Annotated in this window: 13 protein-coding genes and 2 pseudogenes; 5 read left to right on the top strand and 10 right to left on the bottom strand. The window is 45.5% G+C overall.

From position 1 onward, the window contains the following. Nucleotides 1–6 precede the first annotated feature (6 nt). The 10 genes and pseudogenes from AC6I3O_RS04425 to AC6I3O_RS04380 form a co-directional block, all read right to left on the bottom strand. A complete protein-coding gene (locus tag AC6I3O_RS04425; RefSeq protein ID WP_497849884.1) occupies nucleotides 7–1044 on the bottom strand; it encodes a tyrosine-type recombinase/integrase in 1038 nt (345 codons plus the stop codon). Further along, nucleotides 1034–2002: a tyrosine-type recombinase/integrase gene (locus AC6I3O_RS04420; RefSeq protein WP_497849883.1), complete on the bottom strand. Its 969-nt coding sequence runs from the start codon at nucleotides 2000–2002 to the stop codon at nucleotides 1034–1036. Before AC6I3O_RS04420 ends, AC6I3O_RS04425 begins: the two co-directional genes overlap by 11 nt. After that, entirely contained in the window at nucleotides 1999–3900 is a 1902-nt protein-coding gene (locus tag AC6I3O_RS04415; protein WP_288974652.1) for a tyrosine-type recombinase/integrase, read from the bottom strand. The genes AC6I3O_RS04420 and AC6I3O_RS04415 overlap by 4 nt, the downstream gene beginning before the upstream one ends. A gap of 142 nt (nucleotides 3901–4042) precedes the next feature. Continuing rightward, nucleotides 4043–4435: pseudogene (locus AC6I3O_RS04410) on the bottom strand (type IV secretory system conjugative DNA transfer family protein); the annotation flags it as partial. A 35-nt stretch (nucleotides 4436–4470) separates the two neighbouring features. Further along, nucleotides 4471–4620, bottom strand: a complete 150-nt coding sequence (locus tag AC6I3O_RS04405; RefSeq protein WP_016220928.1) for a transposon-encoded TnpW family protein — start codon at nucleotides 4618–4620, stop codon at nucleotides 4471–4473. A 159-nt stretch (nucleotides 4621–4779) separates the two neighbouring features. After that, nucleotides 4780–5079 carry a hypothetical protein gene (locus AC6I3O_RS04400; RefSeq protein ID WP_016220929.1) on the bottom strand — a complete coding sequence of 100 codons (300 nt, stop codon included), beginning with the start codon at nucleotides 5077–5079 and terminating at the stop codon, nucleotides 4780–4782. 74 nt (nucleotides 5080–5153) lie between these two features. Further along, nucleotides 5154–6635 (bottom strand): MobQ family relaxase, encoded by a 1482-nt coding sequence (gene mobQ / locus AC6I3O_RS04395; RefSeq protein ID WP_016220930.1) that lies wholly within the window; start codon nucleotides 6633–6635, stop codon nucleotides 5154–5156. A 310-nt stretch (nucleotides 6636–6945) separates the two neighbouring features. Then, a complete protein-coding gene (locus AC6I3O_RS04390; RefSeq protein WP_016220305.1) occupies nucleotides 6946–7974 on the bottom strand; it encodes a tyrosine-type recombinase/integrase in 1029 nt (342 codons plus the stop codon). Further along, complete coding sequence (locus AC6I3O_RS04385; RefSeq protein WP_016220306.1) at nucleotides 7961–8950, bottom strand: tyrosine-type recombinase/integrase; 990 nt, start codon at nucleotides 8948–8950, stop codon at nucleotides 7961–7963. Before AC6I3O_RS04385 ends, AC6I3O_RS04390 begins: the two co-directional genes overlap by 14 nt. Beyond that, nucleotides 8947–9918 (bottom strand): tyrosine-type recombinase/integrase, encoded by a 972-nt coding sequence (locus AC6I3O_RS04380; protein WP_289695973.1) that lies wholly within the window; start codon nucleotides 9916–9918, stop codon nucleotides 8947–8949. Before AC6I3O_RS04380 ends, AC6I3O_RS04385 begins: the two co-directional genes overlap by 4 nt. Nucleotides 9919–10364: 446 nt before the next feature. On the opposite strand from AC6I3O_RS04380, the gene AC6I3O_RS04375 reads away from it, so the two are divergent. From AC6I3O_RS04375 to AC6I3O_RS04355, 5 genes and pseudogenes are all read left to right on the top strand, one after another. Next, nucleotides 10365–10685: a TfoX/Sxy family protein gene (locus tag AC6I3O_RS04375; protein ID WP_016289930.1), complete on the top strand. Its 321-nt coding sequence runs from the start codon at nucleotides 10365–10367 to the stop codon at nucleotides 10683–10685. Nucleotides 10686–10716: 31 nt separating this feature from the next. After that, nucleotides 10717–11235: a signal peptidase II gene (locus AC6I3O_RS04370; protein WP_016218015.1), complete on the top strand. Its 519-nt coding sequence runs from the start codon at nucleotides 10717–10719 to the stop codon at nucleotides 11233–11235. A 185-nt stretch (nucleotides 11236–11420) separates the two neighbouring features. Continuing rightward, a pseudogene (locus tag AC6I3O_RS04365) lies at nucleotides 11421–11708 on the top strand (MobA/MobL family protein); the annotation flags it as partial. A 296-nt stretch (nucleotides 11709–12004) separates the two neighbouring features. Next, nucleotides 12005–12283 carry a transposase gene (locus AC6I3O_RS04360; RefSeq protein WP_497849288.1) on the top strand — a complete coding sequence of 93 codons (279 nt, stop codon included), beginning with the start codon at nucleotides 12005–12007 and terminating at the stop codon, nucleotides 12281–12283. Between the two features lie 8 nt (nucleotides 12284–12291). Then, entirely contained in the window at nucleotides 12292–13158 is an 867-nt protein-coding gene (locus tag AC6I3O_RS04355) for an IS3 family transposase (protein ID WP_497849287.1), read from the top strand. The last annotated feature ends 52 nt before the right edge of the window (nucleotides 13159–13210 follow it).

Raw genomic sequence — 13210 nt, 5'->3', positions numbered from 1 at the left:
TATTCGTTAGCGCAATCCACAAATCCTTGCCATTTCATCTTCACTGCCCTCCCACATTGCCGCTTCATCAGGTATAGGTGTTGGAACAGATTCCATTGCTCCCCGAAGCTGTTCAACAGACTGCTTTGCATAGTAGTTTTTGGTTGTATCAGTCCTGGCATGTCCTAACACTATAGAGACAAGTTCAATGGCGATCCCATCCTGGTAAAGATTTGTGGCCCTGGTCCGCCGGAACATGTGGCAATGGACTGAATCTGGAATGCTGATCCCTGCCTCGCTTACCAGGGCTGCATATTTTTTTATAATCCTCTGGACATTTCCAACGGACATCCTGTCTGCCACACCTTTTATCGTTGTGGAAAATAAGTAGGCTTCTTTAGAAGAATTGTTGTGATATACACGCATATACTCCTTAAGGTGTCCAGCCGCCTTAGCTGTCAATTGTATGGTTCTCTCTTTGTTGCCTTTGCCTGTTATGAAAATATTGGGATATTTTGATTCCATTGCAACATCACATAAGCGGATGTTGAGCAGCTCACTGACTCTTACAGCTGTATCGTAGAGGAGAATCAAAATAGCACGGTCCCGTACACCAAACTTCGTATCCGGCGGTGCGGACAGTATTGCGGCAAGTGCATCCTCGGACAGAACAGGCTTTTCCTTTTTTATGGTTTTGCAGGGTGATATCTGGCTGACTGCCAGAGCAACCGACTGGATGGATATGTCCATATCCGAGGCATAGTTCAGATAGGCGCGGATAGCCGCGACTCTTACATTTACAGTTGATGGCTGGCTGCCATTTGCAAGCAGATACTCTCTAAAGTTATAAATACATTCTTTGGTACAGTCGGAAAACTGAAAGGTGCTTATGGACTTACCTAATTCACCTACAAGATAGTTTTTAAATATTGTAAGGGAATCCCTATAGGATTCTGCTGTAGCCTGACTGCGTCCGGCCTGCTTTACCAAATAGACATTTAGAAAGTTCCATGTCTGGGAAAAGAACAGCTGGCCAGACCGTATCTTTTCTGGTTTATTCTTCATAGGGAACCACCTCCGGAATAACCTTTCCCGACACTGTATCTTTCTCCCGGATAGTATCAAATGCCTTTTCTACAAGATGATAGTAATAATACGTTTCATCAGGGCTTTTATGTCCAAGGTATCTGCTTAAATATGGGAGCATAGTGTTTGTATCAATTCCCTGGTGCATCCACTCATTAAACCTCTCCACTACAAAAGCGTGGCGTAAACAGTGGGGCGTCGGGTGTTTAGCAAGTGTCCCGGCAGCTGGAAGCATAGCCCAATGACGGTTAAAACTTGACTCTACTCCGGAACACGAAACAGGCTTATGCGGGTCTTTTCCTGGAAAAGCCCAGTCAATTCCGGGGAAAAGCTTTTCCTGGCATTCTTTATAGCTTTTAAGTACTGGAAGGCCGTCCTGCGGAAGGTATACAAGGCGGTCTTTGCTGCCTTTTGAGCCAAGGATAGTAAGGATCCCTTTTTCCAGGTCTATATGTTCCCACTTTAGCAGCCGCCCTTCTGACAGACGCAGCCCACAGCAAAAATACAGGAGAAAAAGAATCTTGCACTCCCTGTCGAGCCTTAGCTGCTCTGAATTATGGGATGTGCGGATATCCATTTTCCGCAGCAGCTCCTTAACCTCATCTTTTGACGGGATGTAAAGGGCCGGACGGTAAGCCTTGCAGAAAAAATTAGGGATGTATGCTTCCTGGCCGAGGGAAAGGATATATTCACCCAGCACTTTCACGACCGACATACGGCGGTTGTGATAGGCATCTCCTTCGCAAGGTCTGGCTTCGGACCATTTGGCTGCCATTTCATAAGTAACTGTTGTCAGTTCCGGATAATTCTGTACGCAAAAAGTATCAAAGCGTTTTAACAGCTTTTCTTCGGCATGATAGGCATATCCATCAGCCCGTTTTTGTTGTATAAGCCCTTCGATATGATGTGCCAGGCCGCTCTCAAAAATGTATGTCATGATAAGACACCTCCAAATTCCAGAGGGCAGAGCCTCATTTTATCTTCGTCACGTTCAAGATATACCTCAGCAGTTTCCTGACGTGCATGCCCAAGGGCATTAGAAATATCATCAAGCCTGTTGCCTGCCCGGAGCATTCTTGTGGCAAATGTCTTCCGTGTCATATGGAAGCCCTGGCCGGCAGACAGTTCAAAACCATATTCGGCAAGTATTCTTTTTAAAGCCCCGCGGCATGCCGTTGTAACTTTAAGCGGGATATATGGCGCCTGATGGCGGATAAATATATATCCGTTACCTGCGGCAGCCGATTCCGGACGCCCATCCATGATGTATTTATATACTGAATTACCTACGTCTGTCGGTACTGGAAGCGTGATTGCTTTTCTTGTTTTCTGCTGGATGAAGGAGACCGTTTTATTTTTCCAGTCGAAATCATTTACCTGGAGCTTTAGGATGTCTGCGCCCCTGATACCCATCCGGAGTCCGAGCATAACCATGGCTGTGTCCCTGAGTTCTATGGGGGTGGAGGCTTTCTCACGGTATTCATATATTTTCTTAACCATATCATCGCTCAGGACATCAACGATGCTGCGATGGGGAGCGCAGCCTGCGGATACCGCAAAAACAAGTGTCGGCAAAACCAGATCCTGGCCGGCCATGTACCGCAGAAGCTGGCGGAGTTTAGACCCATATGCATTTTTACTCTCCGGGGTCGAGTGGACATCCTGGTTATGGAATGCTTTCACCACATCCGGCGTTATGGACATTGGATGATCTATCCCGTTGTCTTCAAGATATTTGAAAAAACTGCATCCGGCAGCTCTGCACATGGTAAGTGTATTATTGGCCATCCCATCCCGCCTGCGGCTCTCTATAAAACCATCAAGAATGGTTTTGCTCCATGACGGGAGTTGGTCGGACGCACGCTTTTGGCCTGCAGTTATGTTAGATTCCATTGTGCCCTGGAGATACTTCCCAAACATTCTGATCGTGTGTGAACGGCGGGCCGATATGGAATTGCCGGCTTTGGCCTGATCCGGACAATCCGGAAGCATATCTATCCATAGGGTTACAGTTTCTGGTGAATGTTCCAGACGGTTAAGTTCCAAAAACATAAAATACCAGGTGAAATCATTGCGGTAAACAGCTTTTGATGACTCCATGTATTTCCAATCATTCAGAGCGTCAAGATATTCTTCCGCTTTATGTTCAAGGGGTACACTGGGATGAAATGCGACGCCTGTTTTTGGAAGCCTCATACCCGGCAGTATTTCAGCGTTCCCACCAAAAAGAACCAGCTGATAGCACTCCGGCACATCACCCCGGCGGTGAAGGTATTTCATAAGCGCCGTCATAGCGCATACGGCGTTTTGGCGTCTGCCGGAAGAACTGCAGGATTTGCAGTAAGTATTCCAGTATTCGATAAGAGTATCTATGGTTACTGCTTCCGGCTCTGTAATTCCAAGGGACGTCGCAAGCCGGAAAAACTCTTTTATGGCAACGGAATACGTATGGTAATAGCCGGGGTTTTGGCTGGCCGCATAGTATTCTTCCAGCTCATATGTCAGACGGAAAAAGGATTCCGACATTCCGCTCCTGCAGAAAAAGCTGTCTTCCGAACGGCAGAAAGGACTTTTGATATCCCCAAAAAGCAGGTAATGCTCAAGGCGGAACAGGGCATTTCTATATTGGGAACACGCCTCGTAGGAAATTTCCAGTTTCTTAATCTCAAGCCAGTCCAGTGCGGCATCCATAGAAAAAGGAATGTCATTATCCATCAGGTACTTGAAAAATGTAGTGTAACAGGTTCTATGCATGTCTATATTTTTACATGCACTGTCAGGCTGCTTCATCATATTGAGAACTGATGAAACAGCATCTAAATAGTTTATTTGCATATCAAATGCGCTCCTTTCCGGATTCCCATCTGAGGGGAAAACCTAAGAATAGCGTATCTGATAATGCTCATCTTTTGTACAAGAAAGTGAGGATTTATGGGAAATAGTTTAAAAGATCAACATTATAAAAACATGGATATAACTCTGTAATTTCCTTTGTCTCCGAAGCATTGATAAACTCCAGTAACGTAGAGAAGTTCTGTTCTTCCTCCGGCGCTTCATAATAGATGTAACCAATCAATGCACAGTACAAAAGTCTCTCTGCTTTCGTCCAGAAATCCTCTGAAGATTTTTCTCCTTCCCCTTTCGTATTTGCGATAATGGTATTCACCAGTTTCAAAATATCTTTTTCCGAGCGGATATACTGGAACGGATTGTAGTGCATACTTTTCTTAAAATTGATAGTGTTTAAAACTTTAATCTTATACGGTTCATATACAACCTTCCCATCCTTATCCCGTACTGCTTTCCCATCTTTCATTTTCGGTGTGCCACGCTTTAACATTTCCCCGCATTCGACCAATATTGTACCTTTTCGGACGATATGTCAAGGACATAGAGCAAATCCCCTCAAAAATTCATTCCTGACAGGTCATTTTCCAGTAACCGCATAACTTTATCACTCATACTTTCACTACTGGTCTTGCTGAAATGTAACGAAACTTCATAAATAGTCCTGCCGATTTTTCGCTTAATTGTCTGTGGTTCTCTAACCATCATTTTTTCATCTCTTGCTTGTCTAGTTTCCGTCATACATTCCCCTTTCTTTAAAAAATAAAAAGGGCGATAAAACCACGTGATTTAATAGTTTTACCGCCCCTGCTTTGTATAGGTGACTATTATTTAATTTTTTCTCATCCTAAAAGTTACATGGCAGGATTATTTTCCTGCCACATCTTTTGATTTATTTTTTACACTATCAATTCTATACCATAAATAAAATATACTACTACCTGCCGCTACCAATAAACTTATCCCCAAGATTATATCCTTTCTTATAATTTCATAAACACCGACAATTATCAATCCAAAACTAATGGCTACGGCACACCAAAAACATAATGCCGGTACGAATGATTTACGCTTTCTTTCTTTATCTGATTGAATATATTCTTCTGTCCTTTCCCAAAACAGAAATTCTGTGATACCGCTGATTATTATTTCAAAAATATCTTTCATAAGCTCAATCCTTCCCCAATAAACTCAAGTTATCCATATGTTTTCATATCTATTGTATCACTCATCCACCTCAATTACAATTCCATATTTTTCTGCTTTATTTTTGTTTTGGTTTGTTCGGTCTGTACGGCCTGTTCCACGCATTTCCTAATTGTCTCTGCCTCATATACTTCATCTTGCAGACTCTGGACTTCGCTATACAGACGGTTCTTTTCTAAAGCAAGGGTTTTGATATCCGCTTTCCATCCTTTCAGGTTCAGCATGTTGTTATCGCCTAAATGCTCCTTCAGATAGCGTTCTGCGGTCTGGTACAGTATCAATTCGGCGGTATGCTCGTTGTAAAAGCGTTCCTTCTTTCTTGGCTTCGTCTGCTTATACTCCTTGTAAACAGGGCGGTATTCGAGGTACTTCTCGGACTGGTCTACCAGTTCTTTCCGCTCATGTATCTGCTTCTCCGTCTGTTTGATGCGCTTATTGGTGTCCCGGTAACGCTTCTTTATCCCCGATACAGTATCTTGGAACTGTGCAAGCGTTGTAATCTCTTTCCTTCGCAGGAAACTGACAGCCTTGGCATATGCTTTTAAATCTCTGGCTTTCCCATAGCCGCTCTGTTGGGTGCTGCCCTCCTGCATGGCTTTGTTTAAGTAATCCAACAAAGTGAGGGATTGATTTTGATTGGATTGGATAGGATTGATAGATGGTTTCTCCCTTTCCTGCACTGCCATCTGCCTAACCCATAACGTAAGGCGGGAAATCTGTCTGCGTACTTCTGTCAACAGGCGGTTCTGTTTCCGTATCTCATTGTTCCTCCCACCCTTGTCTGTTGCAATGCCCCTCCGCTCCATCTGGGTAGCCGCAACTCCCATATGTACAGTCGGTATCTTATCAATCCCCTGTCGTTCATAAGAACGGTGGTCAATGCGTTCCGGGCGGTTCTGTTCCGCAAGGTAACGGTTCGTGACGTCCGCCCACGCTTTTCTCCAAACCTCCGCTTTCTCCTTGTCATTCCAGTCTACTGTGTTGATTTTCCGGGTTTTGAATGTCCCATTTTTCAGCTTCACACGCTGGCCGTCTTTATCTAAGATATATTCTTTCCGGGATTTTGCTCCCCACTCGCCGGATTCTGCAAGCGGACGCATGGTAAGCATGATATGTGCGTGTGGGTTTCCATCCTCCTTATCATGGATGGCAATATCGGCGCACATGCCAGCCGACACAAAATTCTCTGTCACATAATCCCTTACAAGCTGTATCTGCTGTTCCCTGTCCAGTTCTACCGGGAGTGCAACCTCTACCTCCCTTGCAAGCTGTGAGTTCCTCGCTTTCTCGGTTTTCTCCACGCTGTTCCATAAAACGGAACGGTCTGAAAAATCCGGCGGGGCATGGGATGGCAAAAGGATTTCTGTATGGACAATCCCCCTTTTCCTCGTGAAGTCATGGGTAATTCCGTCATAATCATTGGTGAGGGTTTCACCGCTCCTATAAGCAGAAGCCGCAACCGCTGACTTCCCTTTCCCCCGGCTGATTATCTTTATACTGCAATGGTAAATCGCCACGCTGTCAACCTCCTTCCGGGTGGCTCGTCCAGACTTTGCGGACAGGTGCGCTCCGTTTTTTGGAGTGTGCCTGTCCGCAAAGTACACAAGGGGTAGGGCATCGCCCGTAGGGGAGTGTAGCTCCCCTGTGCCTGCCGCAAGGCTGGCAGAAGCCCTCGGCAGAGCGCACACACCTGTTAAGGTGTATAAGTGCGCCCTATCCGAGTTCTTGGATAGGGCGCATTATCCGAGATAATCAATTATCCGAGGAAACTCTCAAAACCTCCAGCATAAAAGGCTTTCAGAGAAGTTGCCTCGGATAATGTAAGAACTATTTCAGGAAGTCAGGGAGCTGATGCTCTTTCTTTTGTGTAACAGGATTTTCTTTTTGATGGGAAAACCACTTTTCGTTCCAATCCCGGATATGCCTGTTTACGGTTCCCTGTGAAAGTTCAGCATACCGTTCTGTTGTGGAGATCGAGGAATGTCCGAGAAAATTTTTGATTGCCATAATTGGTACCCCGGCTTCCAACATATGTGTGGCGGTCGTATGCCTCATGGTGTGCGGGGTGTAGCGTTTTTCAAGGAACATTTCCGGATGCCCGGTTCTTGCGAGCATGATATATTTTTTATAAATCTCCTCAATACAGGAAATGCTCATCTGCGGATGGGTCTGGCTGGAAAAGATGTAGGCCTCCAACCGACCGGCCTTTCCCGTTTCCTCCAGATATCGTTCCAGGAGAGTTCCGCTAGGCCTTGCAATCACGATCCTCCGGGTTTTGTTTCCCTTTCCAGTAATTGTAAGCTTATAGAGGTTTTTCTCGGCCAGGAAGTCCCTGACTTTGAGATCGCAGATTTCCTGTGCCCTGGCTCCGCTGGCATACATCAGGTTCAAAAGGACCTGGTCACGGAAGCCCATCCGTTTCCCGGGATCAGGAAGCCGGAGCAGGATTGAAACTTCATCAAGCGTAAAGGTGATCCTCGGCTGGACGGCCTCTTTTTTTACAGGCACTCTTTTCACCGCATTTGCAAACACAGTCGCTGCTTCAAAATTCCTGTTCTGTGCGTAACCGGCAAAAGAGGCCAATGCTGAAAGCCTGAGATTCCTTGTGGATACTGAGCATCCCCGTTCTGCTTCGATCCATTTCAGGAAGCCGTCAATAGTCTCGAAATTCAAATCCCGGAAGAGGATTTCGCCAGCATTTTTCTTCTTTTCCTGATAAACATACTGGAACAAAAGGCGGAAGGCATGTTTATAGGATCTCGTGGTATTAGGGGAAAGCCCTGACGAGAGCGGCATATATTCCGTAAAAAACTGTTCCAGGAGGAGCATGAATTCAGGAAGTTTATTTTTCCTCATACGCCACCTCCGTGAATACGCCAGCGGCATAATCTTCAAACAGCTCCGTATATTCAGGGAACATATCACCACTGAATTTCAGATATTTCTCCGTTTCGTCCATGTCATGGTGCCCAAGATAGACTGACAGGAAAGGAACAGAGTCATCTGTCGGGCGTCCGTTTTTCTCTGCCTGCGCAAATGAATGGATGGCAAAATAGTGACGGAAGCAATGAAGGCACTGCCCTCTGGAATGGGATTTTTCCTGTACATACAGGCCGGTTTCCCGCAAGAGGTTCCTAAACCGAAAATCAAAGGTTCCTTTACTGACGGAAAACTCTTGGCCCCTGGCTGCCGGGAACAGACAGCTTTCCGGTTCTGTTTTGATCCCCATAGCAATGCAGTATCTTTCCAGCATCTCTGTCAATGTCCTGTCCATTGGAACAACACGCTGTTTGTTGTTCTTGGCATGGCGGATCAGGATGGTCCCATTGCGGAAATTTATATCTTTTACCCTGGCGGCAAGCGGTTCTCCCAGGCGGAACCCGCACCCAAGGAGCATCCGGAGCAGCATACAGAACTCCATGTCCGTCCGGCGGGTTTTCGGGTCTGTATGCCTGTTGGCCCAGCTGTCGGCGCAGGACAGAAGCGTTTGGATTTCCCTGTCCGAAAAAATATATGGGACATAGCTGTCTGATGTTTTGGGGCAGGCGGGCATGAAAACACTGTACCCCTTGTATTGAAGGTACCGCAAAAATTTGCGGAGATAGCTTACCTTATCGCTGACCGTTTTGGGCGCGTTTATCTGCTGGAGTTCCCTGATCCAGTGATTGATGGCTGTTTCCGTAACCCTGTCGGCGTTTTCTGCCACCAGCAGTGAATCGAACGAAAAAAGGGTTCTGCGTGTACTCCGCAAAGTATCATCGCTGACAGTCCCCTGGCTGATTTCCAGATATTCTGCAAGCTCATGTTTGAAAACCGACTGGAACTGTGTCATGACAGGCTCCACCTCCCCTCCAGAAAAGCGGCAAATGTACCTGTCGCCTCCATGACCGGGAGGGCGTAGTTCCGCAGCTGCTCCACATCCAGACTGGCATAGGATTGGATGGCGTTCTGGTCTGTATGCCCAAGGGCTTTCCTTACCGCCTCATAAGGGATGTTGTCATTGACCATGGAACTTGCCAGGGACGACCGGAAAGCATGTGCGCCCTGTTTGCGTCCCGCCGGATCAATTCCAGCTGCCATAATGGCAGTCCTGACGATCTTGGTGATTGCCTGCACAGAGATATGGCTGTAAGGGGGAACGATGCGGAGAAATACATACGGGCTGTCATAGCAGGCCCGTTCTTCCTCTAAATACTGTTTCAGGGCGGCCTTTACATCCGGGACCATGGGAAGTTCAATGTCAACGCCGGTTTTGTGCTGTGTAAGCAGAATCAGGTTCCTGCCAAAATCCAGTTCCCGGAATGTCATGGATGAGATGTCCCCGCTCCTGATCCCCAGCCGTGTCGCAAGAAGCAGCACTGCGTAATCACGCTTTCCATGTGGGGAGTCCCGGTCTACGCTGTTTTCAATTTTCAGGATTTCTTCTATTGTATAAACAGAAGGGTACGGCTGCGGCCTCTTGAAAAGAGGAACGATGCCGCTGTAATCCCTGTCGGTATGTCTGGCCTGATATGCATATCTGAGGAATGTCCGGATGTGTGAAAGGTACCATTTGCTGCTGACCATTAAACACGCGGCTCCTACATTTTGGGCGTTCATTGCCTGCGGCGCTGCGCAGCCTGTATCAGCCAGGGCGGATAAAAAGTAGTGCCCAATCTTATCGTGAAGATGGATGCTGCTTTCCTGAAGCCCCTTGCGTTTCCCGTCTTCAAGGTACTCCGCTAAAAGAGCCTCCATTTCCGGATTCAATTCGTGGTATCCGCATGGCACTGTGTTGGTTTCCCTTGTATGGTAACCCATAGTTAAAACCTCCTGTTTGATAGCTTTAACTGTACTATGCCCATGTGGATAAATTTTATCCGAGATTTTTTGCATGAACCCCCGCATACAAAAGGTTTTTAAGAATTTCCTCGGATAATTAAAAATCTCGGATAATGCGCCCTATCCAAGAACTCGGATAGGGCGCAATTATACACCACCCAGAGGTTGGTGCATTGCGTTCTCCGAAGGCTCCTCGCCGGAGGGCTGTGATTTTCCGCAGTCAAGGTCTGCTCCAAATCAAACAGGGGACGCTACGCTTCCCCTGCGCTGGCTGCCGCCAGCTACCCTTTTGTGGACTTGCCATCTGGGGACACCTTGCAATGCAAGCTGTTCCCAGCCGACAAGTTTCATAAAATATGCTATCTTTTCAGGAGGTAATGAAGTATAATGAAAGCAGTAATAAATTTAGAAATTGAGGTAAAGTTATGGCATCCAGCAAAGAATATTTAGAATTTATTTTAGGTCAGTTATCTGGCTTGAATGAAATTACCTATCGAGCTATGATGGGCGAATTTGTCATTTATTATCGTGGTAAGATTGTAGGCGGTATCTATGATGATAGATTACTTGTTAAACCAGTAAAATCAGCAATAAGTTATATGCCAACGGTTTCGTATGAGTTACCTTACGAGGGAGCAAAAGAAATGTTGTTGGTAGATGAAGTTGATAATAAAGAGTTTTTGACAGGATTGTTTAATGCTATGTATGAGGAATTGCCTACCCCTAAATCGAAAAAGAAGAAATAATAAAATAATAATTTGAGAGGAAGTGTTACTGATGGAAAAGTTTAAGCCGTTTATTATACCTGTGGCATTATTGGTTTTAATTGACCAGACGGTTAAAATAGTAATTTCAAAAGTATTTATGAAATGCGAATTTGATATAATAGCCAAAGTTTTAAGATTTAATCCAGAACTAAATACTCGTTTATCTTATGCTGGAAATTTCTTCGAATTATTATCAAGTCCGTTTGTTACCATTTTATTGAATGTGTTTGTTTTGTTCCTCTTTTTTTCAGGATATATGCTATATCAGGCAAAAAGAGCACATATAAGTTTTTGGGTAAAAATAATAATGATTTGTGGCATATCGGGATGTTTATGTAGCTTGATTGATAAGCTGTTTTGGGGTGGAAGTTTAGATTTTTTGCAGATACCTACCCTTTTTATTTTTGATTTGAAAGACTGCTATCTTACAGTTGCAGAAGTTATATTTGTTGCTATTGGAATTTTGAATAGCAAAGAAATATCGGTTAAAGAGTATTTACATTTTTGTTGTAACAAATTTAGCTTGTAAACTTCTGGTTTATTATTTCTTATACATCGGGTCAACTTGCCCCGAACTTTTACAACTAAATACCCGCCGCCCACACAGCGGCACACCGAGCAGGAAATCTGAAAAGGTCTCCTGCTTTTTTTCTGCCCCAAATGAGGTGGTAAAACGCCACCCCATCCACCAATTACCGAAAGGAGGGACACGAAATGCCCTGTCCACACAACGAAATCACGATTGTTCAGCGCAGCCAGCGGCAGTCTGCGGTTGCCGCCGCTGCTTACCAGAGTGGCGAAAAGCTGTTCTGTGAATACGACCAGCAAGTGAAGCACTACCCAGAAAAGCGTGGTATCGTCCACAATGAAATCCTGCTCCCGGCAAATGCCCCACAGGAATATGCAGACCGCAATACCTTATGGAACGCCGCCGAAGCGGTGGAGAAGCAATGGAACTCTCAGCTTGCAAGGCGGTGGGTGCTTACTGTCGGACGGCAAATTGATGGAAACGCAAACAGCGAATTATTTTTCCGACATTTATCCTATTGACTGCGCAGTGCTGTCTGCAAATGCACAATCCTGTCAAAAATGCTGCACGTTGTTGTCGGTATTGTTTTGCGCCTGAAATGCAAAAGGCCATGGATCCCTCATGAGACACATGGCCCATATGAAAAATTTAGTTTTTCCCCTGCCTGTCGGCCAGAACAGGAAGATGAACTGGTGTTAGTATATAAGAGTGGACAGGAAAAGTTGAACAATCTATACTATCAAGTGAAAGAGCAAAGGAGATGAAGGGCATGGCGAAAAACCAAAAATCTTACACTCTGGAATTTAAACAGCAGATCGTGGATCTGTACAATGCCGGAGGAACCTCGTATCCAAAACTGGAGCGTGAATATGGCGTAAATCGGAGTACTATCAGCGGGTGGGTAAAGCAGCTTTCCCCAATCAAAGTATCGGGGGAGGAAACGGTTACCCTCAGGGAGTATAAGGCTCTCCAGAAAGAGAACCAGCGCCTTAAGATCGAGAATGAAATATTAAAAAAAGCGACCGCCATATTCGCAAAAGAACAATAGCCGAAATTGTGGCTTTTATCCAGAACAACCTGGCTGATTACTCTGTGTCCCAGCTTTGCAGCGCCTTGAAATTCCCAAGGGGCACCTATTACAAGGCTCTGGTCCGTGTGCCTTCAAATAAGCAAAAAGAGTATGAAGAATTCGGCCGGAAAGTGAAACAGGCATATGAGGACTCAAAACAGAGATATGGAGCTGTCAAAATATGCCGCATACTGAATGATAACGGTACATCCTGCAGCGTCAAGCGGGTGCAGAGGCATATGGCAGAGCAGGGGCTGCGCTCTGTTGTAGTAAAGAAGTACAACCACCGTGCCAATCATGGCAGCGTCCCAGATGATAAGGTAAATATTTTGCAGCGTGATTTTGAAACGGAGACCATTAACCAAAAATGGTGTACGGACATTACTTACATCCATGTGCAGAAAGAAGGATGGACTTATCTGGCGTCTGTTATGGACCTATGCAGCCGCAAGATCATCGGGTATGCCTATGGAACATCTATGACGGCGGAACTGGCAGTCCAGGCAGTAAAGAATGCGTGCCTGAATGTCGCGGATACAGAGGGGATTATCCTGCACAGCGACCTTGGGAGTCAGTACACGGGTCGGGAATTTGAAAACTACTTGGCCAGCAGGGGAATCCTGCATTCTTTCAGCCGTAAGGGGAATCCATATGACAATGCCTGTATTGAGTCATTCCATTCCGTGCTGAAAAAGGAAGAAATCTATCTCCATGACTATCAGGATTCAACGGAAGCCCGCAGAGCAATCTTTGAATACATAGAGGGCTGGTATAACCGTAAAAGAATACACAGTGCTATTGGTTATATGACACCACAACAAAAGGAGGATGAAGAACTTAAAACAGCAGCATAACCTTTCAACTTTTTTTGTCTAAAGTATTGACATAGATCCAACCTGGTATAAC

The organism is Sporofaciens sp. St.21A7, from assembly GCF_059728535.1.
This window is presented reverse-complemented; position numbering and strand designations above follow the sequence as displayed.